A 23,761-nucleotide genomic window follows, 5' to 3' on the forward strand; every position below is an offset into this window, starting at 1 on the left:
AAAATAATTAGTTTTTAATTAATAAGTTTGCTTGTAACCAGGTTCTTTCTTCATTAGATAGATATGGTGCAACATGATCAAAAACTAGCTGTTGATAGTCGTTGATTTGTTTAATTTCATGATCTGATAATAATTTAAGATCCAAACCATCTAAATCAAAAGGAACCATCGTAATTGGCTCAAATTTTAAAAATTGTCCATATTCATTGTTAGTGACTTCAACACATAATAATTCATTTTCGTGGCGAACGCCATGACTTCCTTCAATATAAATACCTGGTTCATCAGTAGTGATCATCCCTGGTTCAAAAGCACACATTGGTGCCCAGCCAGGACGATCATGCGGTCTAAATCCGTTTGGTCCTTCATGAACGTTTAGGTAATGACCAACGCCATGACCAGTTCCACAGCGATAATCTAAATTATATTCGTAAACAATTCCTCTAGCTAAAATATCTAAATTTGGGCCTGTTGTACCAGCTACAAAATGAGCAGCTTGTAAGCGCATCATAGCTTTTAAAGCAATCGTAAAATCACGTCTTTCCTGGTCACTGATAGGTCCTAAAACAAAAGTTCTTGTCGTATCGATCGTACCGTCTAAATATTGACCACCAGAGTCAATCAATAACATTCCTTCATTTGTTACTTTTGCACATTTACCAGGCTGAGCTTTATAATGCATTAAAGCAGCATTAGCTTTATAACCACAAATAGTATCAAAGCTTAAATCACGAAAATCATTTTGAACTTTTCTAAAAGCAGTTAATTTATCACTAATTGAAATTTCATCTAATTCGATTTTTCCAACATTTGTTTTTAGCCAGTACATAAATTTTGTCATGGCAACACCATCTTTAATATGCGCATTTTTAGTAGCTTTGATCTCGGTCTCGTTTTTTATAGCTTTAAAGCGCTGGGTTGGATTAATCATATTTTTAATTTCACAATTTAAATTACTGCAGATTTGATAATTAACGATTTGCTTATCTAATAATACTTTACCAGTTAATTTTTTAACATCTTCATAAATGTCATTATATGCTTTGATATTAATGCCATCTCTTTTTAAAATAGCTGCCATTTTAATATCAACAACATTGTTTTGAACATATAATATAGCATCATCTTTATTGATAAGGGCATAAGCTAAGACAACAGGATTACATTCAACATCATTACCGCGGATATTAAATAACCAGACGATATCATCGAGGCTCGTGATAATATGATGTTGGCAATCACCCATTGCTTCACGTAGACGCTGTAGTTTTGAAGCTCTTGATTCGCCGCAATATTTTTCATCATATAAGTAAGCTGGTTCTTGTGAAATATTAGGACGATCATGCCAAACTTCATCAACTAAATCGATATCAGTAATCAATTTGTTATTTAGGTGTTCAGCTTCTTGAGCAGACATCACGCGACCATCAAATCCTACCGTTTTATCGATGTTTTGATCAAGATATTCTTTAATGGTAGGGACACCTGGCATTGCCATTTTCATTAAAATGATACCACTGCCTTCTAATTGCTGTTTAGCTTGGATAAAATAACGACCATCAGTCCATAGACGAGCTTCGTTTGAGCTGATGACTAAAGTACCTGCAGAACCAGTAAATCCTGATAAGAATTTACGGCCATTAAAGTATTCACCGACATATTCGCTTTGGTGAAAATCACTAGTGGGAACGATATAAATATCAATTCCTTTTTCTTTCATTAAATTTTGTAATTTTTTTATATTTTCTTTTATCATCTTTACAACCTCACTAGTTATACTTTATCACAAGTAGTTGGGGCTCTCAATGGATATGAAGACTTTTATTTAAATTTATTTACAAAAGTAATGATGGTAAAAGCAGGGACAAAATTATAAATCTCTTGATAAAAGAGCTAGGTATTTTTGATTAGACAAAACTAAAGAATTGTCTAATGAATTTTTTTAGTTAAAAGTTATAATAAAACATGTTAAAAATGTATATTTGCTTATTTAAAATGTAAAGATAATATTAAGAAATCTCTTGTAACCCCTGATATGACTAGGGTTACAGCAGAAATGATAAAATTTTTAAAATGATAGATTATTATCATTGCATTTTTTTTAGATAGGAGTATACTTATCTCAAGCAAAGGGGGTTGTACTGTGGATGATGTAATTCAAAGATTAGTAGAAATAGACCGTAAGTGTGTTGAGCGCGTTGAACTTGCAAAAGCAAAGAAATTAGATGCGCAAACAAACATGAATGAAAAAAGAAAAGAGATATATGAAGGTTTTGTTGCAGAGCAAAACAAAAAGATTGAGGAACATAAGACAGAATTAATGAATAAGAATCAAGAAGATGCTAAACAGCTTGATCAAGATTATAAAGATACGTTAGCAAATTTAGAGAATCTTTATAATCAAAACAAAGACAAATGGATAGATGAAATTGTTAAAAGATGTTTAAAGTAAGAAGGTGAAGGAATGGCTTTATCGTCAAATGCACTATGTGCTAAGGCAAAAGCGATGTATGGTTATCGAATCGGTGAAGAAGGTTATAGTGATTTATGCCGGAAACAAACACTTGGTGAAATGGTAACGTATTTAAAATCGCAAACAAAGTATAATGGTGTTTTACAAGATATTAATGTTAGAAATGTTCATCGCCGTCAATTAGAAGCTTCTTTAAATAAAGAGTATTTTGAACGGTGTGCTAGATTAATGAAGTATGCACCAAAAAAGAATCAAGATTTTTATAATCAGGAAGTTGTAGGAATTGAGGTTCAATTAATTGTTGATAAGGTTGTCAGTATTAAGGAAAAGGATCAGGCGAGTTTTTCCTTAGAGATACCGGATTATTTAGCGGGTAAAATGAGTTTTAATATTTATGGTTTGATCAATGTTGATAATTATAAGGATTTAGTAGTTTATTTAAGAGGTACCAGGTATTATAAAATTTTAGCTAATTTTGATTTTACTGCTCCGATTGATATCAATGCATTAGAAAGACAGTTAAAATCTTTGTATTATAATACTTATGTAGATGCTATTAAAAGTAATTTTAAGGGTAAGGAGCAAAAAGAACTATTAGATGTTTTATCAACATCGATTGAGTTAGCTAACATTACTAAAATTTATCGATTTAAAAAATATTTTAAAGAATCGAATGAAACAATCAGAAATTCATTATGTTTAGAACATTGTAGAATGTCTAAAACAATGTTAGATTCATTGATTGAAGCACGGAGTGCTAAAGAATTGTTGGAACTGCTGGCTAATTCAAAATATAAGTTATATCTTGGAGATAAGGAGTATGCTTATATTGAATACTATGTAGAGGAGATTAAGTATAATATTGCAAAACGATATATGCGCTTTTCTGGTGATGCACCACTAGTTTATTTAACTTATTCAATCTTACAAAAGGTTGAAATCGATAATTTGAAACATATTATTGAAGGGATTAGATATAAAAGAGATGCATCAAGTATTGAAGAGATGCTGATCTTTGCATAGGAGGGATTATTAATGGCTATTATAAAAACACATTTCTTTAATATTTCTTTTGAACATAAAGATTTAATGAAAGTGTTGATCAAAATGAGTGAGCATCAAGATGAAATGTTTCCACAAGATTCTAAAAAGATAGCGAATAATGTTAAAGGGGTGTCAATTATGGATGAAGTCAATCCTTATAATGAACCACTTGATAACATTTATCATATATTAAGTCGTTTAAATCTTAATAGTGATATTCAAGATAAAGAATTTAAGGAAATTAATTTGTATAATGTAAATAAATTAATTGATGATATTAATAGTCAAATTGATAATATTGTTAATATCAAAGAAGGAATCATTAAAGAAAAAGATGAAAATGATGAGGCTGTTATATTATTAAGAAATCTTGAAGAATCGAAAATAAGTGTAGATGATGTTCAAAATACAAAATATATTACTTGCCGCTTTGGGAAAATTCCTGTAGGTGAGTTTACTAAGATTCAATATTATCGAGATTATGAATTTGTTTTTAAAGAATTAAATCGCTCAAAACAATATGTATGGATCGTTTATGCGGGACTTACTAATAACATTTCAGAAATTGATAATGCATTTTCTTCAATGTCATTTGAACTTATTAATTTACCTGATTTTGCACATGGTAAAATTCATGATGCAATCAATGAATTAGTTGAAGAAGCAGCAGCAATGGAAGAATATATAAAAAGAATGGATACAAAATTAGAAGAAGTAAAAAATAAGTATCAAAAAGAATTATTAGAAGTATTTACTAGATTATATAATTTGAAACGATTATATGATAAATGTCGTTATGTTGTTGATTTTTCACAAAAAGCATCAGTTTATACTTTCAGCAGTCTTGATTTAAAAGAAGTTGAAACTAAATTTAATGATATCGACAGCATTAAAATAATTGAATTACCAGTTGATATTTATGAAAAAAGAAATATTATTGCTCCAGTTATTGTAAAGAATAATACGTTGTTTCAACCATTTGAAAATGTTTTAAGTGTTACCCTTGGAGATGTTTTCGATCCAACAGCGTTAGTTGCGATACTTACAATGATAATTAGTGCTGTATGTGTTGGAGATATTGGTGTTGGTATTTTATTGTTAGTATTAGGATTATTAGTAAATATTAAGAAAACTAATAATTTTGGTGGCATGTTAAAGCGAATCGGAGCTGCAATTTTAGTTGGCGGATTATTTTATGGAACATTGTTTTATCAAATTGAGTTATATAAACCGCTTTTCAATTTACCAATGCATATAATTCATACATTTTTATTTGGATTTGGTATTTGGATCATTACAATGATTATTTTGATAATTGCAAAAAAAGTTACACGGAAGTCAATAAGGATATAGGAGGGATATAATGGCAATTTCAAGATTAAACTTAGTCAGTATTAATTTTGATAAGTATTGTTACAATGAAGTTTTATTAAAACTTTTTAACCATGATGATTTTCATCCTGAGTTAGCCTCTAAGTTTATTGATAGTGTAACAGGGCTTAGTGTTTATAATCAAGATAATCTTTATGAAGAAATCTTGGTACGTTTAAATGATGCCTCTAACAAATATCATTTTAAACTTGAAGAAATACCAGTTGAAAGTAATCAAATAAATGTATTAGGGGTTAAAGAATATTTAGATGATTTGTTACTTGATGTTGAACGTATTGATGCGGTAAAAGTCCAACTTGATCAAATGGTGAACGAGAATCAAGAAGCAATCATTCAGTTACAGCATGTTGCGGATATTGATGTTGATTTTGATGATTTGTTTAGCTGCAAATATCTTCAAGTAAGGTTTGGTAAAATTCCAGCAAACAATGTTGCAAAATTAGATTATTATGAATCATTACCGTTTGTATTTAAACCGTTTCATAATGATAGTAAATATATTTGGTGCATGTATATTACAACACCTGGTGATGCACCAGAAGTCGATAATATCTTTTCATCACTGTATTTTGAAAGAATTCATATTCCTGCGTTTGTTCATGGTTCGCCAGAACTAGCAATCAGTGAAATTCAAGAAGAAGCAAATGTAGCTATTGAACATAGTAAGAAGCTGGAAACGCGGATTAATAAGATATTTGCAAATAATCAGGATAAATTAAATGAAATTTATACGATTGCTAAACACTTAAATGACGTATATATCATGCAAAAATACGTAGTTGTTATTGGTGATAAACTTACTGTAAATGGTTTTGTTCCAACTAAAAATACAAAGAAATTTAAAGAAGATTTTGAAAGTATTGAAGCAGTAACTGTTGATGTAAAACCAGCTAATAGCGATGTTAGGTTGTCACCGCCAACATTACTTAAAAGTAATTGGTTTTCTCGACCATTTCGAATGTTTGTCGAAATGTATGGTGTACCGAAGTATAGCGATGCGGACCCAACGTTACTAGTTTCGTTGTCGTATACTTTATTATTTGGAATCATGTTTGGTGATGTCGGGCAGGGAATCATTCTTTCCCTAGTTGGATTAATTGCTTATAAAAAGTTTGGTTTGCAATTAGGTGCAGTAGGAATTCGTTTAGGAATTTCGAGTACTTTATTCGGGATTGTTTTTGGATCGGTTTTTGGAAATGAAGAAATTTTAATTCCGATGTTTAATGCTATGTCACCAGATAACACAATGACATTATTGATAGCAGCAATCTGCTTAGGAATTATTTTAATTATTATTTCAATGTCATTTAATGTTGTTTTGAATTTGAAAAAGAAGAATATTGGTGAAGCTGTTTTAAGCCAAAATGGAGTGTGTGGATTAGTATTCTATGTTTCTATTTTAGGTTTAGTGTTGAATATATTTTTAGGATTAGGTTTTGTTAATATGATTTATGTAATTATATTAATTATTATTCCGTTATTATTTATATTCCTAAAAGAACCGCTAATTAGAAAATTTGAAGAACATGAAGCAATGTTTCCAAATGGATTTGGGGCTTTCTTTGTAGAAGGGTTCTTTGAATTGTTTGAAGTAGTTTTATCTTTTATCACTAACACAATGTCATTTTTAAGGGTTGGTGGATTTGTTTTGTCACATGCCGGGATGATGTTGGTTGTATATACTCTAGCCGAAATGGTTGGAGGCGTTGGTGAATTAGCCGTTATTATATTTGGTAACGTTTTTGTAATGTGCTTGGAAGGATTGATTGTAGGAATTCAAGTTTTACGTTTAGAGTTTTACGAAATGTTTAGCCGATATTATGAAGGAAACGGTATCCCATTTAAAACTATTAAAGAGGATTAAAAATCGAGGAGGAAATTATTATGACAGTTTTAGAATTTATTTTACCAGCATTAGTAGTTATTTTATTATCATTACCTTTAATTAAAGTATTTACAGGAAAAGTAAGTGTAAAAAGTGCAAAAATTAGATTAGCATCACATGTTGCTGGTTTTGCTGGCGCTGTATGTTTAGCTTTATATTTAGCAGCAATTACTAACGGGGTATATGCAGAAGAAGCAGCAGTTATTACAGGAACGATTGCTCAAGGTTTAGGATTTGTTGCCGCTGCTTTAGCTACAGGTTTATCTGCATTAGGAGCTGGGATTGCGGTAGCTGCTGCAGCACCTGCAGCAATTGGAGCATTCTCTGAAAATGAAAAGAACTTTGGTAAGTCATTGATTTTTGTAGCCTTAGGTGAAGGGGTTGCAATCTACGGGTTATTGATCTCAATTTTGATTATCAACAAAATCTAATCGAAAGAATGTGATTATTGTGCGATTTTATTGTATAAGTGATAATGTCGATACTCAGATTGGACTTAGGCTAGTAGGAATCGAAGGACAGGTAGTTCATAAAAGAAGAGAGTTTCTAGAACTATTGGAAACAAAATTAAAAGATGATTCAATTGGAATCATCTTGATTACTACTAATCTGATTGAACTTGCTCCTGATATTATTTCAGAAATTAAATTAAAACAACAAAAACCGTTGCTTGTAGAAATTCCTGATCGTCATGGTGAATCAAAGATTGGTGAGACTATTGATAAATATGTTTCTGAAGCAATTGGTGTGAAGTTATAGAGAGGGAATGCTATGGAAAAGAAAGAACAAGTATTTCTTTATATGAAAGAAGAGATTGAAAGGCTAGCTAATCTAGAAGAAGAAAAGATTTTGGCTGAAGCTAAAGAACTTGAAGAAGAGGCTTATAATCAAATTAAAGCTGAAGCTAAAAAAGATGCTGAGGCATTATTAGCTAAAGAACTAGTAGAGATTTCTTCTAGTGCTAGTGTCGAGGCTTCTTTATCTCAAGAGGAAAAAACTAAAAAATTAGTTGTTAAAAGAGATGAGTATGTAGCAAATATTTTTAAAGAAGCTAAAGAAAAATTAGTTGCATTTGTAGCTAGTAAGGATTATCAAAAGTATCTTATTGAGCATATCGAAAAGATTGGTAAATTATATCAAATGGAAGATTCAACTCTTGAACTTAGAGAAGAAGATATGAGATATAAAGATGAATTAGTAAAAGCTTATGGTGTGGATTTGGAAGTTGAAGTAAGCGATAAAATTAAGATAGGTGGTTTTATTATTGAAAATAAAGCTACTAATGTCGTTGTTGACGAATCATTAGACTCTGCTTTAGAAAACCAAAAAGACTGGTTTTATAAAACATCAGGATTAATGATTAAATAGACAGGGGGTTAACATATGAAAAATGATGTAATTTATTCAATTAATGGGCCCGTTGTAAAAGTAAAAGATACAGTTTCTTTTTCAATGTTAGAAATGGTATATGTAGGTAATGATTCATTAATGGGGGAAGTAATTTCTGTTTCTAAAGAATTTACTACTATTCAGGTATATGAAACTACTACTGGTCTTAAACCTGGTGAACCAGTTGTTTCAACCGGATCACCAATTTGCGCAACGTTAGGTCCTGGGATCTTAAGAAATATTTTCGATGGAATCGAACGTCCTTTAAAAGCTCTTGAAAAAGAATCTGGAGCATTTATTAGAGCAGGAAGTAATGTTGATTCTTTGGATGTAAATAAAAAATGGGATGTAACAATGACAGTTAAAGCTGGTGACCAAGTTAAAGGTGGCGATATCTACGCAACAACTCCAGAAACTGATTTAATTGTTCATAAATGTATGGTTAGCCCGTTGATTAGTGGTAAAGTTATTGAAGTGGCTAAAGATGGTCAATATACGATCAATGATGTAATTATGAAAATTGAAGATGAAAATGGAAAAATCATTGAATGTACATTATGTCAAAAATGGCCAATCAAACAAGCTCGCCCAGTAACAAAAAGATTACCGATAGGAATTCCTTTAGTAACAGGACAACGAGTTATTGATACGTTATTCCCAATTGCTAAAGGGGGTACCGCAGCTATCCCAGGTGGTTTTGGAACTGGTAAAACAATGACGCAGCATCAAATTGCAAAATGGTGTGATGCCGATATTATTGTTTATGTAGGATGTGGAGAACGTGGTAACGAGATGACACAAGTTCTTGAAGAATTTAGTGAATTGATCGACCCTAAAAGCGGTAAACCACTTACTGATAGAACAGTGCTGATTGCTAATACTTCAAACATGCCGGTAGCAGCTCGTGAAGCCAGTATTTATACAGGAATCACTTTAGCTGAGTATTATCGTGATATGGGATATCATGTTGCTATCATGGCGGATTCAACTTCACGTTGGGCTGAAGCACTTCGTGAAATTTCGGGACGTCTTGAAGAAATGCCAGCTGAAGAAGGTTTTCCAGCATATCTGCCATCACGTTTATCACAATTCTATGAACGCGCTGGTTACATGGAAACATTGAATGGAAAAGAAGGATCAGTATCGATCATTGGTGCAGTTTCACCTCAAGGGGCCGATTTTTCAGAACCAGTTACTCAAAATACTAAACGATTCGTTCGTTGTTTCTGGGCTCTTGATAAAGCATTAGCTTATGCTCGTCACTATTTTGCAATCAACTGGACGCAAAGTTATAGTGATTATGTTTATGATCTAGAAAAATGGTATAGTAAAAATGTTGGTCCAAAATTTGTAAGTGATCGTCAGGAAATTGCTTATATCTTAGCTGAAGAAGCGAAGTTAAATGAAATTGTTCAATTGATGGGACCAGATGTGTTACCAGAAGATCAAAAATTAATTATTGAAGTTGCTAAGGTAGTTAGAGTAGGATATCTACAACAAAATGCTTTCCATAAAGATGATACTTATGTTCCAATGGAAAAACAATTGAAAATGATGGAAGTAATTTTATACTTAAATAAGCGTTGTAAAGAAGCTGTTAGTCAAGGTAAGGTTGTCAGACGAATCGTCGATACAGGTATCTTTGATCAAGTTATTAAGATGAAATATGATATTCCTAATGATAATATCGATAAATTAGATACTTACTATCAGGATATTGATGAAGCAATTAAATCAGTAGCGTAGGAGGAAAATGATTATGTCACTACAATATGTAGGATTAAATGAAATTAATGGACCATTAGTTGTTTTAGACCACGTTAAAGGTGCTTCATACGATGAGATGGTTGAAATACAATTAAAAGATGGAACAACTCGAGCTGGTCGAATTGTTCAAATTAAAGGTGAAAAAGTTGTTATTCAAGTATTTGAAGGAACGAACGGCTTATCACTTGAAAATACTAAAACAAAATTATTAGGTAAACCAATGGAGTTACCAGTTTCAAAAGAAATTTTAGGACGAATTTTTTCTGGAGCTGGTCGTCCAATCGATGGTTTAGGTGAAGTTTATGCTGAAGCTGAGATGGATATTAATGGATTACCATTAAATCCCGTATCACGTGTTTATCCACGTAACTATATCAATACAGGAATATCTTCAATCGATTGTTTAGCCACTTTGATTCGTGGTCAAAAATTACCGATTTTCTCAGTGTCTGGGTTACCTCATGATCGTTTAGCAGTTCAAATCGTTAAACAGGCAAAAATTGCTGATGAATCTGGAAAAGGATTTGCTGTTGTTTTTGCGGCTATGGGGGTTACTAATGATGTTGCTGAATACTTTAAACGCAGTTTTAAAGAAGCTGGAGTTATGGAAAGAGTAGTAATGTTCTTGAATCTATCAAATGATCCAATTATCGAACGTATCTTAACGCCACGTTGTGCTTTAACTGCTGCTGAATATTTAGCGTTTAAACAGGATATGCATGTACTAGTAATTTATAGTGATGTTACTTCTTATTGTGAAGCTTTACGTGAATTCTCTTCTAGTAAAGGTGAAATTCCAGGACGTAAAGGATATCCAGGATATTTATATTCCGATTTGGCTTCATTATATGAAAGAGCAGGAATCATTAAAGATGCTAAAGGATCAGTAACTCAAATTCCGATCTTAACAATGCCGAATAATGATATTACTCACCCTGTTCCCGATTTAACAGGTTATATTACTGAAGGACAGATTACCTTGGATGTTGATCTAAATTCAGCAGGTATTTATCCTCCAGTTGGAGTTTTACCATCACTTAGTCGTTTGATGAAAGATGGTATTGGTGAAGGGTATACCCGATCTGATCATCAAGATATCGCAAACCAGTTATTTGCGTGCTATGCCCATGTTCAGGATGTACGTTCTTTGACATCGGTTATTGGTGAAGATGAATTATCAGACATAGATAAAAAATACATTAGTTTTGGTCGTTTATTTGAAGAATATTTTATTAATCAAGGATTTAATGCTAACCGTAGTATTGAAGAGACATTGGATCTAGGTTGGGATTTAGTATCCGTTCTACCTCGTGAGGCATTAGATCGTTTGGATAATGCGTTGTTAGATCAATACTATAATCATGAAAAAGCATTAGAACGTTTTAATATTAAAGAAAAGAAGATTATTAAAGAATTACAAGAAGCAGGTGATTAGTTATGGCTTTGAAAGTAGTTCCGACTAAGGGTAATTTAATTGCAATGAAAAAATCATTGCAGCTTGCAAACTTAGGATATAATCTAATGGATAAAAAACGTAATGTTTTAATTAAGGAAATGATGACTTTATTGGATGATGTTAAAATTATTCGTGATCAAATTACTTCATCATATCAAGAAGCTTATGATGCTTTGCAGGAAGCTAATATTTCAATGGGATTAATTACGGATATTGTCAATAGTACACCAGAAGATTATGGGATTTCGATTGCATATCGTAGTGTTATGGGGGTAGAAATTCCTAAGATTTCATATGATAAACAGCCTTTAAAGATGGCTTATGATATTGAACGTTCTAATTCAAAGGTAGATTATGCATATAATTGCTTCTACAATGTAAAACAATTAACTGTTTTATTAGCTGAAGTAGAAAATAGTGTTTATCGTTTGGCGAATACTATTCGTAAAACCCAAAAACGTGCTAATGCTTTAAAGAATATTTCAATTCCACGTTTTGAATCAACAATTAAAGTTATTACAGAAGCATTAGAAGAAAAAGATCGAGAAGAATTTACACGTCAAAAAGTTATTAAGGAAATGAAAAAATAAGAATATATCAATTTAAGTTATAAATAAAAGATGGTTTGATTAATAATAATTAAACCATCTTTTATTTTTGATAATACTATTATTGAAATTAAATTATTAAGAAAGATTTTATTTTTGAATAAATTTTATGTTTTCATTCGTTAGTGAATATGTTAAATCTGTAGGTAATTTAGAACGAATATGGGTTAATTTATCATTTTCGATTTTCCCATTCCATGTTGCTACAACGACAATTTTATTAGCTAGTTCTTTTAAAAATGCTAACATATCAATATTAGAATCTTTTGCATAAAGAATTCTCTTATTATCTAATAATAATACGTCTTTATCGTATGTTTTTAGAAAATCATTCATCACTTTGACTAAATCAGTAGAATTGTCTTTAAAAATATTATCTAAATTTAAAATAGGAGTGCCGCTTTCTTTACTATATTCGTGAATAAGTTTTGATTTGCCACTACCAGGGGTACCAATAATTAAGATTAATTTATTATTGGTGTTTTTTGCTGCTTCGATTTCTTTAAGTAGTTGATCCATGTTATTTACCTCCTTTTTATTAAAATGAATCGTATATTCATATTTTAACATTGTTGGTAATTATTTAATAGTAATATTATAAGATATTTCCTGGGGAATAATGTTTAATTGGGTAAAATTATTGTGAATTTTAAATTATTTTGATTAATGACTAATAAATTATAATATAAGTGTACTAGCTATTGTAATACAGTTAATGAGATGTTATAATAAAACTGTACTAGTTAGGATAATACAGATAGGAGTGGATATCATGAAAAAATTATATTATTGATCATGGTTTTAGCGATGGTTGTGCCAATACCGGTTCAAGCCGTTAATAAAACAACAAGTATTGATGCTTATAGTCAGGGCGATGAAATTAAAGGTGATTGCTTAGCTAAAGAGGTTGATCTAGGCGATAACTTAAAGGGAACTTTAGCTGTTAATAATGAAGGATTAAAGTTTATTGATAATGATGATTTTGTGATTAATATCAATCAGCCGGTCAAACTTTTTGAGGTAATTGATGATATTGATAATGATGGTATAAAAGATATTGCAGTATATGTAAAGGCTAATAGTGGATATACTAATTTTAGAATAATAAGTTCTAAGAATTCTAAAATTCTTTATGAAAAATCATTAACTCACAAAACAATTGATACAAATAATAATTTAGTTACAGAAAATTCAATAATCAGAGAGATATTATACAGCCAAAATATTGTTTATTTGATCTACGATCATCATTTACTAGCAATCGATGTTAATAAAAAGAAAGTTATTTTTGATCATGAAGAATCTGATAATATTTGGCAAATGGCAATAGTTGAAGAACAAATTATTTTTACTACCCAGCAGGGACAATTGGTTAGTCTTGATAAGATAAATGGAAGTGAAAATTATCGGCAGTCATTAACTACACCAATTGAAGCGAAGAATAAATTATATAATAAAACTCAAGAAGTAAATTTAAATTTATGGGATCTTTTATATGTAGATGACAAATTGTATGTTAGTAGTGAAGAAGATAAAATTTATCAAATAAATAGTAATGATGGTAATGTTATCAAAGAGTTAGAATTGGGGATAGTGGATCAAGATGAACTTAGTAAACGATTAACAGAACAAACAACATATAATTATAATGACGGAGAATTAAGTGTTTTTTCAACGGGAGTTTTTTCTAAAGCGTTTAATGGTTATAAAATGAAAATGCTCAAAGATAATTTGATGCTTGTTGAAGCATATTTAGGTGATCATAACTATTATTCGCTTGAAGAGTTTGGAGATTTGAATAAGGGAATAGAACCAGCATTATTGTTGATCGATACAGAAAATTTAGAAATTAAAACTAAGATCAAGCTAGAACAGTATAATTTAGCTAGTTCCAATGCACTTTTAACAACTTATCAAGGTCAAGAGGTTTTAGTAATTCCAAGCAGTATTAATAAAGGAGTATTAAGAATTTCTATTTACTCAGCTGATAGTGGTAAGTTGATTGGACAAAATGATTTAAAAAATTTAGGTGTTGGTTTAGAAAATGTAAAAGTAAGAATCAATAAGTACGAAAATAATTATTTACTGCAGATCAATGATGGTGGTAGTTATATTTTATATGATGATTTAAAAACGATTGGATCATTAGGAAGTTCAAAAATCGTTAATAAAATTATTGATTTAAATGATGGAATATTGGTTTCTAATAATCAAAATGGCAAAATTGATGAGATATGTAAATTAGGATTAAATGGTAAAGATGATATTTTGATGCAGGTAAGAGTACCATCAAATTATTTAAATAATGGTTTTGAAGGGATCACTTATGATCAAGACAGTAATCAAGTATTAACATTAGTTAATGAAATAAATAATCAAGGAGAAATTATTGCTAGTCATGTATTAATAATTAATGTAAATGATGGTAATATTATTGCTGATAAAAAAGTATTATTGGAAAAAGGAATCGATGAAAATAATAAATATTTTGAAAATTATTTAATTGGTAGTGAAATCAAGTATTTTAGTGATTTAAATAATGATGGCAAAAAGGAAATATTAGTAGATGATAAGATAATTGATGGAAATACTTTTGCTTATAAATCACAATATGAACAGATAGTAGAGGATAATGGTACGATTATTGATGTAGGTGATTTGAATAATGATGGAATCAGTGATCTTGTAAGTGTTGGTGAAACAGAAATGCGTGTTTATTATTCAAGTAAGAATGGTTTTGAGATAAGTTATCAAAAAACTAATATTGTAAAAAAATACGATAAGAATTTGTTGAATAATCAACAGGTTAAAGTTATTGATGATCTAGATCATAATGGTGCTGATCTATTTGTGATAAATGCTCGTAATAGTAATGATTGTCAATATTATCAGGTAATCAATCCCAAAGATTTATCGGTTAGATTTAATCTAATGGAAGAAGGGGTGTATGACTGGGGTGAGTCATTTATGATAACACAGATGGATTTTAATCAAGATGGTATCGATGATTTGATTTTTAATATGCCAGAGGGTAATCAAAGAATATTAAGTGGTAAAGATGGTAGTGTAATTAAAGAAATAGCTAGAGATGATTATGATGGTGGAAGTAGTTCACCAACTGCTTTAGAAGAAGTTATACCAATTAATTTTATTGATGATGGTAGTAAAGTTTATCAATTAGAAGATTTGAATAATGATGGAATTAAAGAATTTGGTTATAGCTGTTATGACTATAGTTATGATAATATTAAATTTAAAATTCTAGATGGAAAAAATTTAGAAGAGTTAAAAACATGTAGTTTGGATAACACTGATCTTTATGATTCTACGATTATTCCTGTTCGGGGACAAAATAAGATAATAATTAAAGATAGTAATCATAATCAAATTTATGATTATAAAGATGAAGTATTAGTTGCCGGTTGCCAAATCGACGTAAAGAGTGCAAGTTCTTTAGCAGATGGTCGGATTTTGATTGAGGGTAATGATAGACAGTTATATGCATTTAATGATCAATGTGATTTTAAATTAGTTGATTTTGAAGAAAAGTATCATAGTGGTAATATTACGATTAAATATCAAAGTGAAAAATCAGGTATAATTAGTGTTTATGATCAAGGGGTATTGATTGCAACTAGCACTAAACCAGAAGTTGATCTAAAGTTATTGGAAGGAAAACATCGGTTAGTTTTTTCTTATGATGATGGTCAAGGTAAGATTATACATATAACGAAACAAATAGAGGTAAATAAATCTTCTTTTATTAAATATTTAATTATTTTATTTTCAGTAGTTATTATTTTAATGGGAGCGTTACTTGTAGTATATCCAAAATATCGTTTAGAAAAGAAGGCAGGTGCTAAATATGCAAAAAATAATTAAAGTTGAGCATATGAATAAATATTTTAATTCATTTAAGGCTATTGATGATTTGTCTTTTGAATTAGATGGTGGAAAGATTTATGGAATAATTGGACCTAATGGTGCTGGTAAATCAACGACAATGTCATTATTGATGGGACTTATTTTTCCTAGCAGCGGTAGTGGTTCAATAAAGGGTCATCCGCTAGGTTCTAATGAGGCAAAAAAACTGATGGGGTATTCACCAGAGTTTCCTAATTTTTATAGTGATATGAGTTGTTTAGAATATTTAGTATATATGGGACAATTATCAAACTTAGATTATGATACGGCACTTAACAGAGCTTTAGAGCTATTGGAGGAATTTGATTTAATGGATTATAAGTTGAAAAAAGTAGCAAAGTTTTCGACAGGAATGAAAAAAAAGGTAGGATTGATCCAGGCGATGATTCATGATCCAGAAGTTTTATTATTAGATGAACCAACAGCTAATCTTGATCCGACAAGCCGCAGTGAAATCATTCAAAGTTTAAAAAAATTAGTAGCTCAGCGTAAAATGACAGTATTGATAAGTTCTCACGTTTTAAGCGAGTTAGAGATGATAATTGATCATGTTGTCATGATCAATAAAGGACATGTTGTGTTAAATCAGCCTATTGATATTGTCCAGCAGGAATTTAATCAAGAAAAAATATTAGTATCGACAAAGAAAAACGAGCTATTAAAAAAATATTTAGACATTAATAATTATAATTATAGTTTGGAAAAAGGTGTTTTTAGAATAGCTGCCAAGGATAAAAAAGCATGTAAACAAAGTATCATTAAATTTATTTATGAAAATGAAATAGAATTAAATTTATTTAAAGAAGAGATGATAACTTTGGAAAAATTATATCAACAGGTTATGGAGGATAAAGAAAATGAAAGTACTATTGTCTAAAACATTTATAAAAATGTTTAAAGTGCTTCCTGTTACTATTATTGGTTTAATTAGTGGTGGATTGGGTTTTTTATTCGCATATATTTATAATAATTTATCTAAAAGCGTTTTAACCTATGATCGTTTTTCTAGTAATATATTAACTGTTTATAGTTTGATAGCTTTTATGTTGATTATTGGAATAATGATTTGGGTGATTAGTGCTAATAGTTCTTCAGGGTTATTTGCAAATGAAATTCATGAAGGAACAATGCGATTATTATTATCTAAAGAAATTACAAGATTTCAGTTAGTGACAGGAAAAATTTTAGGAATGCTTTTGGGAAGTGTTGTATATCTTGTTATGAGTTTTGCAGTATTTATATTGTTCTTTTGTTTATTTAGCGGGGTGGAAAAAGATATCTTATTATTGGTTATAAAGGGAACGAGTTTATTTATTGTTTATGGTGTTTTAGTAATCTTTATAATTGGTGGACTAGGAACGTTTTTATCAACGATATTTAAAAAGAAAGTACCGGCTATTTTAATTATGGTGGCATTAAGTGGTTTGATTTTTGGAATTATCCCAATTATTAGGGTGATTCTAATACAATTGGGTTACTATAATCAGTTTCATTTATATTTGATTGACCTAAATTATCATTTTGGACTAATCTTTAATAATTTTTTGCGATTGATGGAAGATTTAACATTGTCACAAAGTATAGATGGAATATTTACGGTATTTACTAATTTGTATATACCTAAAGCTATTGATATTGATGTGACACTTATTAATGGTAGTTATTATGATATTAATAATACATTAAATAGTTTAGTTATAATAATTAGTTATATTGGAGCAGCGATTATTTTATATGGTTTATCATTTAAAACGATGTTAAAAAAAGATATTTAAGTTAATTGAGTCGTGTCTAACATGACTCTTTTTCTTGTTGTTATAGTGAAATATTGTTTTAAATGAAAAAATAATTTTATTTTTTAAATAAAAAAGTATCATATTGTCGCCAATAATGGTATAGTATAAAAGGTAATTATTATGTATATGCTGCTTTGATTATAGATTAAGCATGGTTTTTAGGGGGATGACATATGAGTAAAATATGTAAAGTAAAAGATATATTAATTGGTGAGGGTATTCCAAAAATCTGTGTACCAGTTATAAGTGATAATCATCAATCTATTATTACAGATCTAATTAGATTAAAAGATCTTGAAATTGATTTAATTGAATTAAGAATTGATTATTTTAAAGAATTATCTAATCGCCAAAAATTAATAGAATTATTTAAAATGATTGGTTCGTTAGAAATGAAGCAGGCTCTTATTTTAACGTATCGAAGTGCTAAAGAAGGTGGTTTAGGTGAATTAAGTCATGAAGAATATATTGATCTTTATGCTTTAGCTTTGGAAAGTGGTGCTTTTGATATTTATGATGTTGAGTTATCAAGCGGAACTAATGCGATTATTACTTTAAATAATATGATTCATGAGGCAAATCGAAAGGTTATTATGTCTAGTCATGATTTTACTAGAACACCCAGCTTAGATACGATGTTGGAAAAAACTAAGCAGATGGATTCGTTAGAAGCTGATATAATCAAATTAGCGGTTATGCCAGAAGATTATAAAGATGTTTTATTACTTTTGGAAATGACATTACGTGCTAATGAAATTTATGATAAACCAATTGTTACAATGTCTATGTCTAAACTAGGGATAGCAACAAGATTTTTAGGTGAACAGTTTGGTTCAGCGATTACTTTTGGTAAAGATCGTGATTCTTCTGCATCAGGGCAGATCGATATTCGCTCTTTAAGTGCAGTGTTGAAAATCGTTCATGAAAATAATTAAAGTTTTTAAGCACCTTTAAGGTGCTTTTTGATTGATTATTTTTCACCTTTTTTTTGATTTGTCATAATATATATTAGGTGATCGTATGTTAATAAATCAAAATGAGATAGTAAAATTGGTTAAGTGGGTATATCCAAAATTATTTGATTATAAAGATATTGTCTTAAGTGATATTGATATCAAAATTGATAATTATATTCATCTTAGAGCTAATTTGAATTATTATAATATTGAAACAAAAGTAAAAGCGATTGCAAGGATAAGAGTTGAAAATGAAATTATTATAGATTTTGATGGTGTGATTAAGTATGGATTTATTAATCTTGATTTAAACAAGGTTTTAAAAGAAATGGTAAAAGATTTATCATATTTAACAGTGCATGAAGAAAGTATTATTATTCAAAATGATTATATTAAAGATATTAAATTAAAAGATGAGTATTTATGTATAGAACTAAAATAATCTAATGATTATTCTAGTTCTATTTTAATGTGATAAATTTTTCCCCATAAATAAATTTGATAAAAATATGCCAGTAATTGAGGACCAGTCATTAATTGACCAAACCATGGGTATTTAAAAGATTTACCACCAGAATTGATTAAATCGATTAATTTTTTATAATCAAACAATTTAAGTAAGATATTGTCTTTATCTTTTAACGACTCTTTTAATAAATTTACAATTAAATCACGATAAAATGGAGAATGAGTTTTAGGATAAGGATTCTTTTTACGATCATAAATATCATTTGGTAAAAAATCTTTGAAAGCATCACGTAGCAAACCTTTTTCAATGTTATTATGATACATATAGTGCCATGGAACATTATATAGATAAGAAACAATATCTTTGTTTGCAAATGGGACTCTAAGTTCAATGGAACTACGCATTGTTTGACTATCTGAACGTGTTAATAATGTTTGCATAAACCATTCCATATTCAAATAAATCATTTTTCTTTTATTTTCATCTTCAAAAGTATTATCGTGATAATCTATTTCATTTAAAGTTTGATGATATTTATCTAAAACATAGTCTTTAATATTTAAAGCTTTTATTTCATCAGAGAAAAGTTCCATCCGTTTATCTAGTTCACGCATCCAAGGAAAACCTTCAATGCTTGTTAGCTCTTCACGATAAAACCAAGGATAGCCACCAAATATTTCGTCAGCACATTCACCTGAAAGAACAACTTTATGATGTCGAGAAATTTCTTTTGAAAAGAGTAAAAAACTCGAATCAATATCAGCCATTCCTGGAGCATCACGAGCAATTAATGATTCTTTTAAAGCCATGACTAATTGTTTTTGCGATAAAGTTACAGTTGTATGATTAGTATGATAAAGCAAACGCATTTCATTGATATAATGATCATCTCTTGTAGTTTGATATTCATAGGGCTGAAAATATTTTTCTTGATCTTGATAATCAACACTGTATGTTGATAATTTAGAAATGTACTGGCTAGCGACACCAGTAATAATGCTCGAATCTAGACCGCCTGAAAGCATACAAGAAACAGGAACATCGCTTAATAACTGCTGCTGAATACTGTGATTTACAAGACAGCGAATATCATAAACTGTTTCTTCATAATTACGATTATGGTTATAACGTTCTAAGGCCCAATAACGATTGATTTCTTTGAAACCGTTATAGACATTCATATAATGGGCGGGACGTAAACTGTAGATATCTTTATAAATTGTTCTTCCAGGAGAAACGCTAGGGCCTAATCCCAACAGTTCTTTTATGCCGGTTTTATCGACAACACATTGTTGCAAATACATCAAGATACATTTTATTTCGCTACTAAAAATAAATAGATCATTTTTTTGATAATAAAAAAGTGGTTTTACTCCTAATTGATCTCGTGCAACAAATAATTTTCCTTGATAGGAAATAACGAAAGAAAAGATTCCATTAAATAAATTAAGGCATCGCGTTCCATAAGCTACAAAGCTGGCTACAACAACTTCAGTATCACTCTGACTAGTAAAATGAAAGCCTTCATTGATCAATTGCTCTTTAATTTCATTCATATTATAAATTTCACCATTATAAACAATGGTATATTCAATTTTATTATGAGTATATTTAAAAGGTTGTTTACCACCGTTTATATCAATAATTGATAAACGACAATGTCCTAGTATAACGTGTTTGTCATTGCAAACATTGTAATCATCAGGACCACGATACTTTAATAAAGAAAGCATCTTATTAAAAGTTGGAACCTGATTTGATAAATCAATATTATGATTGTACATACATAAAAAACCACACATCTTAATCACCCCGTATATTATATGAGATGTTTTTTTTAATATGCCATTATTGGAATACAGAATTTAAAAGATATCGAAAGTGTTAAATGCTGTTGATTAGTTAAGTTTGCAAAATAAGTTCGTTTGTTGAGTTAGGAAAATAAAAAGATGATGAGTTTTGACTCATCATCTACTTAACTTTTTTATCACTTACTAGTTCTTTTAATGAAGTAGCAAGACCGGCAACTCCTTGAATTTCACTTGGAATAATAATTTTTGTAGCTGCACCTTTTGATAATTCTTCTAAAGCCTTAAATCCTTGTAAAGTTACATAAGCATTATCAGGATTAGCCTGATTGATATATTCGATACCTTTAGCTTGAGCTTCGTATACTAATCTTAATGCTTCGGCTTCACCTTCAGCTTTAGCAATTGCTGCTTCTTTTTCAGCGGTTGCTCTTAAGATCATAGATTCTTTATCACCTTCAGCATTTAAGATAGCTGCTGTTTTTTTACCTTCAGCTTGTAAAATAGCTTCACGTCTTTCACGTTCTGCTCGCATCTGTTTTTCCATTGCTTCTTGAATATCGCGAGGTGGAATGATGTTTTTAACTTCAACACGATGCACCTTAATTCCCCAAGGATCAGTTGCTTCATCAAGAATACTACGCATTCTAGAATTGATGATATCTCTTGATGTAAGGGTTTCATCTAATTCAAGATCACCAATAATATTTCTTAAAGTTGTTGCAGTCAAATTTTCGATGGCATTGATTGGACGATCAACACCATAAGTAAATAATCTAGGATCAGTTATTTGATAATAAACAACTGTATCGATTTGCATTGTAACATTGTCTTTAGTAATTACTGGTTGAGGTGCAAAATCAACAACCTGCTCTTTTAAAGAAACACGATTAGCTACATGATCAAAAATTGGAATTAAAATATGCAATCCAACATTACAAGTACGATTATATGCACCGATCCTTTCAACTACATACGCTTTTGATTGTGGGACGATTCTAATTGTTGAAGCAATGATAAAAATTGCAATCAAAGCAAGAAAAATCCATAAAATAATAGTAATAATACCATTCATTTTTTTAACCTCTCTATTCCTCTATTTTTTTGACAACTAAGTGAGCTCCTTCAACTGCAAGAATCTCACAATAATCACCTTCATTAATTGTTGTATTGTCAATACTTGATGCTAACCATAGCATTGACATTACTTTAACTTCACCTTTAGTATCAGCTGTAATTGTTTTAGTTATTAAACCATGTTTACCAATTACTCGATCAAAATTGGTTCTTTCAATATTGCCACGCATATATTTTTTAGCAATCGGTCTAACAACAACTGCAGTGATTATGGCAATAATAATAAATGCTGCAATTTGAATTGACCGATTTATTCCTAATAAACATAGAATCAGAGCAATAATGCCACCAGCAGCAAACCAAACACTAACCAAGTCAACCGTAATTACTTCAATAACGATTGCGGCAATTATAATACCTAACCATATTGGTATCATTTTAATTTTCCCCCCTAATTTAAAGATTTACTAGTAAAATTTGATGAATCACATCAAATCTAGCAACATATTTAAAACATTTATTATTACTTAAATCTAATTTATATTCTTTTGATAGTTCGTTGATAAAATTTTTATTTGATATTCGACCATAACTTTTTCCTATTGAAATACGATGTAGTTGATCTTCGGGATAAATTTCTTCGTTCAATTCCTGTTTGCCAACAGGTTTAATTCCTAAAATATTATTTTTGCGATCTAAACCTAACAAAACATAATTGACATCTACAAAATGATGACATGCAGCTTTGTTTAAAGTTAGGTTTGTACTATATATAGTAACTATTTTTTTTGCAATATCATTAGTTGACCACTCGAATTCCATCTTTAATCATCCTTTCTGTTATGAAGTGACCTTTGTCAAGTGAAAATTACACATTCATAATAAAATTATTTAATTTTATCATCAATGGCATACAAAAGCCCCAAAATACTAGATTTATCGACAGTTAACCACTCTGTTATACGGAGATTGGCTACTCCAAGGTTAATGGTTCGTCAAATAAGTTCTAACTATCTATAAACGTGAATCATCTATAATTTATGATATTCCAGATCGCGACTTCTTTTATATCTTATTTATGCCACAAAGAAAGGACCGTAGATAACTAAACCTGCTTCTCCTTTTTTGAGGCTTTTCTATGCCATTGATTTTGTGTTCTTTTTTTCTCGATTTTTGTCCTCCATTTCTTATTTTTTCTTTAAATTTTCATAATTGTATAGAAAACATCTTTTTACATCTTCTATATTCTTCCTGTTTCCATTCCCCATATAAATCCTGCTAGTTCCCTTGCCACTGCCATAATAGCTACATTATATGGTTTCCCTCTTAATACCATCCTTCTAAATCTTTTTTGTAATCTTTCTACTGCCTTATCTGCATATGCTATGATTTCATCCTCCTGTCCTTTTTGTCTTTTTTTCAACGCTTTTGATTTCTTTCCAACTGTTCCTCTTACTAATGCCTGTGTACATTCTACCAGTGTCTTTCTAACCATCGCATTCCCCATCTTGGTGATTGGTGTATTGCTGTATTTCTCCGCGCTCGAATTCTCTCCTGGAAGCATTCCCAGATTCGCCATAAATGCCTTTGCTGTTGGAAATCGCTGAAAATCACTCACTGTGACATGTATCTTCATTGCTGATAATGTATCTATTCCTTTGAAACAGGAAATTTTAGAAACCGGTTCCTTATATTCCTCTTCTTTTGAAAACTCTTC

22 protein-coding genes are annotated in these 23,761 nt (G+C 30.1%); 15 read left to right on the top strand and 7 right to left on the bottom strand.

Translation table 11 applies throughout. The annotated features are described in order from the left end of the window. Positions 1 to 7: 7 nt before the first annotated feature. Entirely contained in the window at positions 8 to 1,756 is a 1,749-nt protein-coding gene (locus tag BR82_RS0103780; RefSeq protein WP_024721047.1) for a M24B family metallopeptidase, read from the bottom strand. Between the two features lie 387 nt (positions 1,757 to 2,143). Here BR82_RS0103780 and BR82_RS0103785 point away from each other — a divergent pair, with 387 nt between their 5' ends. Genes BR82_RS0103785 through BR82_RS0103830 form a run of 10 tightly spaced genes read left to right on the top strand, consistent with a single transcriptional unit; the run spans position 2,144 to position 11,996 of the window. Next, positions 2,144 to 2,452 carry a hypothetical protein gene (locus BR82_RS0103785; protein WP_024721048.1) on the top strand — a complete coding sequence of 103 codons (309 nt, stop codon included), beginning with the start codon at positions 2,144 to 2,146 and terminating at the stop codon, positions 2,450 to 2,452. Positions 2,453 to 2,464: 12 nt separating this feature from the next. Next, positions 2,465 to 3,496, top strand: coding sequence for a V0D/AC39 family V-type ATPase subunit (locus BR82_RS0103790; RefSeq protein ID WP_024721049.1), 1,032 nt, complete (start codon positions 2,465 to 2,467; stop codon positions 3,494 to 3,496). A 12-nt stretch (positions 3,497 to 3,508) separates the two neighbouring features. Further along, complete coding sequence (locus tag BR82_RS0103795; RefSeq protein WP_027089088.1) at positions 3,509 to 4,870, top strand: V-type ATP synthase subunit I; 1,362 nt, start codon at positions 3,509 to 3,511, stop codon at positions 4,868 to 4,870. Between the two features lie 10 nt (positions 4,871 to 4,880). After that, on the top strand, positions 4,881 to 6,773 hold the full coding sequence (locus BR82_RS0103800) for a V-type ATP synthase subunit I (protein WP_027089089.1): 1,893 nt from the start codon (positions 4,881 to 4,883) through the stop codon (positions 6,771 to 6,773). Positions 6,774 to 6,793: 20 nt separating this feature from the next. After that, the gene (locus BR82_RS0103805; protein WP_034595311.1) at positions 6,794 to 7,225 is read left to right on the top strand and encodes an ATP synthase subunit C; all 432 of its coding nucleotides are present in this window, start codon (positions 6,794 to 6,796) and stop codon (positions 7,223 to 7,225) included. A 19-nt stretch (positions 7,226 to 7,244) separates the two neighbouring features. Further along, positions 7,245 to 7,553: a V-type ATP synthase subunit F gene (locus BR82_RS0103810; RefSeq protein WP_024721052.1), complete on the top strand. Its 309-nt coding sequence runs from the start codon at positions 7,245 to 7,247 to the stop codon at positions 7,551 to 7,553. Positions 7,554 to 7,565: 12 nt separating this feature from the next. Next, positions 7,566 to 8,162 (top strand): V-type ATP synthase subunit E family protein, encoded by a 597-nt coding sequence (locus BR82_RS0103815; RefSeq protein WP_027089090.1) that lies wholly within the window; start codon positions 7,566 to 7,568, stop codon positions 8,160 to 8,162. 15 nt (positions 8,163 to 8,177) lie between these two features. Further along, entirely contained in the window at positions 8,178 to 9,929 is a 1,752-nt protein-coding gene (locus tag BR82_RS0103820) for a V-type ATP synthase subunit A (protein WP_024721054.1), read from the top strand. A 13-nt stretch (positions 9,930 to 9,942) separates the two neighbouring features. Further along, a complete protein-coding gene (locus BR82_RS0103825; protein WP_027089091.1) occupies positions 9,943 to 11,385 on the top strand; it encodes a V-type ATP synthase subunit B in 1,443 nt (480 codons plus the stop codon). A gap of 2 nt (positions 11,386 to 11,387) precedes the next feature. Further along, positions 11,388 to 11,996 (top strand): V-type ATP synthase subunit D, encoded by a 609-nt coding sequence (locus BR82_RS0103830; RefSeq protein ID WP_027089092.1) that lies wholly within the window; start codon positions 11,388 to 11,390, stop codon positions 11,994 to 11,996. Positions 11,997 to 12,104: 108 nt separating this feature from the next. On the opposite strand, the gene brxF is transcribed toward BR82_RS0103830, so the two are convergent. Continuing rightward, positions 12,105 to 12,533, bottom strand: coding sequence for a BREX-3 system P-loop-containing protein BrxF (gene brxF / locus BR82_RS0103835; protein ID WP_024721057.1), 429 nt, complete (start codon positions 12,531 to 12,533; stop codon positions 12,105 to 12,107). Positions 12,534 to 12,821: 288 nt separating this feature from the next. Between brxF and BR82_RS0103840 the strand changes: the two genes are divergently transcribed. The 5 genes from BR82_RS0103840 (at position 12,822) to BR82_RS0103860 (ending at position 19,132) form a co-directional block, all read left to right on the top strand. Beyond that, on the top strand, positions 12,822 to 15,896 hold the full coding sequence (locus BR82_RS0103840) for an FG-GAP repeat domain-containing protein (RefSeq protein WP_154659604.1): 3,075 nt from the start codon (positions 12,822 to 12,824) through the stop codon (positions 15,894 to 15,896). Then, entirely contained in the window at positions 15,880 to 16,815 is a 936-nt protein-coding gene (locus BR82_RS0103845; protein WP_024721061.1) for an ABC transporter ATP-binding protein, read from the top strand. The genes BR82_RS0103840 and BR82_RS0103845 overlap by 17 nt, the downstream gene beginning before the upstream one ends. Continuing rightward, positions 16,796 to 17,713 (top strand): ABC transporter permease, encoded by a 918-nt coding sequence (locus BR82_RS0103850; protein WP_027089094.1) that lies wholly within the window; start codon positions 16,796 to 16,798, stop codon positions 17,711 to 17,713. The genes BR82_RS0103845 and BR82_RS0103850 overlap by 20 nt, the downstream gene beginning before the upstream one ends. A 194-nt stretch (positions 17,714 to 17,907) precedes the next feature. Continuing rightward, positions 17,908 to 18,669: a type I 3-dehydroquinate dehydratase gene (gene aroD / locus BR82_RS0103855; RefSeq protein WP_024721063.1), complete on the top strand. Its 762-nt coding sequence runs from the start codon at positions 17,908 to 17,910 to the stop codon at positions 18,667 to 18,669. Between the two features lie 85 nt (positions 18,670 to 18,754). Next, positions 18,755 to 19,132: a hypothetical protein gene (locus BR82_RS0103860; protein WP_027089095.1), complete on the top strand. Its 378-nt coding sequence runs from the start codon at positions 18,755 to 18,757 to the stop codon at positions 19,130 to 19,132. An 8-nt stretch (positions 19,133 to 19,140) separates the two neighbouring features. Here the strand turns inward: BR82_RS0103860 and asnB are convergent, their stop codons facing one another. The 5 genes from asnB to BR82_RS0103885 form a co-directional block, all read right to left on the bottom strand. Continuing rightward, positions 19,141 to 20,961, bottom strand: a complete 1,821-nt coding sequence (gene asnB, locus BR82_RS0103865; protein WP_034864089.1) for an asparagine synthase (glutamine-hydrolyzing) — start codon at positions 20,959 to 20,961, stop codon at positions 19,141 to 19,143. A 169-nt stretch (positions 20,962 to 21,130) separates the two neighbouring features. Continuing rightward, a complete protein-coding gene (locus tag BR82_RS0103870) occupies positions 21,131 to 22,042 on the bottom strand; it encodes an SPFH domain-containing protein (RefSeq protein ID WP_024721066.1) in 912 nt (303 codons plus the stop codon). A gap of 13 nt (positions 22,043 to 22,055) precedes the next feature. After that, entirely contained in the window at positions 22,056 to 22,481 is a 426-nt protein-coding gene (locus BR82_RS0103875) for an NfeD family protein (protein WP_027089097.1), read from the bottom strand. A gap of 19 nt (positions 22,482 to 22,500) precedes the next feature. Further along, positions 22,501 to 22,866: a hypothetical protein gene (locus BR82_RS0103880; protein ID WP_027089098.1), complete on the bottom strand. Its 366-nt coding sequence runs from the start codon at positions 22,864 to 22,866 to the stop codon at positions 22,501 to 22,503. Positions 22,867 to 23,284: 418 nt separating this feature from the next. Further along, positions 23,285 to 23,761 (bottom strand): transposase (locus BR82_RS0103885; protein WP_027089099.1); only part of this gene is annotated, 477 nt, incomplete at its 5' end.

Source organism: Thomasclavelia saccharogumia DSM 17460, from assembly GCF_000686665.1.
Taxonomy (GTDB): Bacteria; Bacillota_I; Bacilli_A; order Erysipelotrichales; family Coprobacillaceae; genus Thomasclavelia; species Thomasclavelia saccharogumia.

Bases quoted from the DNA above. Each gene is read 5' to 3' on its own strand.
- BR82_RS0103780 (WP_024721047.1), bottom strand. From the start codon at position 1,756: ATGATAAAAGAAAATATAAAAAAATTACAAAATTTAATGAAAGAAAAA.
- BR82_RS0103790 (WP_024721049.1), top strand. From the start codon at position 2,465: ATGGCTTTATCGTCAAATGCACTATGTGCTAAGGCAAAAGCGATGTAT.
- BR82_RS0103795 (WP_027089088.1), top strand. From the start codon at position 3,509: ATGGCTATTATAAAAACACATTTCTTTAATATTTCTTTTGAACATAAA.
- BR82_RS0103800 (WP_027089089.1), top strand. From the start codon at position 4,881: ATGGCAATTTCAAGATTAAACTTAGTCAGTATTAATTTTGATAAGTAT.
- BR82_RS0103805 (WP_034595311.1), top strand. From the start codon at position 6,794: ATGACAGTTTTAGAATTTATTTTACCAGCATTAGTAGTTATTTTATTA.
- BR82_RS0103815 (WP_027089090.1), top strand. From the start codon at position 7,566: ATGGAAAAGAAAGAACAAGTATTTCTTTATATGAAAGAAGAGATTGAA.
- BR82_RS0103820 (WP_024721054.1), top strand. From the start codon at position 8,178: ATGAAAAATGATGTAATTTATTCAATTAATGGGCCCGTTGTAAAAGTA.
- BR82_RS0103825 (WP_027089091.1), top strand. From the start codon at position 9,943: ATGTCACTACAATATGTAGGATTAAATGAAATTAATGGACCATTAGTT.
- BR82_RS0103830 (WP_027089092.1), top strand. From the start codon at position 11,388: ATGGCTTTGAAAGTAGTTCCGACTAAGGGTAATTTAATTGCAATGAAA.
- brxF (WP_024721057.1), bottom strand. From the start codon at position 12,533: ATGGATCAACTACTTAAAGAAATCGAAGCAGCAAAAAACACCAATAAT.
- BR82_RS0103840 (WP_154659604.1), top strand. From the start codon at position 12,822: ATGGTTGTGCCAATACCGGTTCAAGCCGTTAATAAAACAACAAGTATT.
- BR82_RS0103845 (WP_024721061.1), top strand. From the start codon at position 15,880: ATGCAAAAAATAATTAAAGTTGAGCATATGAATAAATATTTTAATTCA.
- BR82_RS0103850 (WP_027089094.1), top strand. From the start codon at position 16,796: ATGAAAGTACTATTGTCTAAAACATTTATAAAAATGTTTAAAGTGCTT.
- aroD (WP_024721063.1), top strand. From the start codon at position 17,908: ATGAGTAAAATATGTAAAGTAAAAGATATATTAATTGGTGAGGGTATT.
- BR82_RS0103860 (WP_027089095.1), top strand. From the start codon at position 18,755: ATGTTAATAAATCAAAATGAGATAGTAAAATTGGTTAAGTGGGTATAT.
- asnB (WP_034864089.1), bottom strand. From the start codon at position 20,961: ATGTGTGGTTTTTTATGTATGTACAATCATAATATTGATTTATCAAAT.
- BR82_RS0103870 (WP_024721066.1), bottom strand. From the start codon at position 22,042: ATGAATGGTATTATTACTATTATTTTATGGATTTTTCTTGCTTTGATT.
- BR82_RS0103875 (WP_027089097.1), bottom strand. From the start codon at position 22,481: ATGATACCAATATGGTTAGGTATTATAATTGCCGCAATCGTTATTGAA.
- BR82_RS0103880 (WP_027089098.1), bottom strand. From the start codon at position 22,866: ATGGAATTCGAGTGGTCAACTAATGATATTGCAAAAAAAATAGTTACT.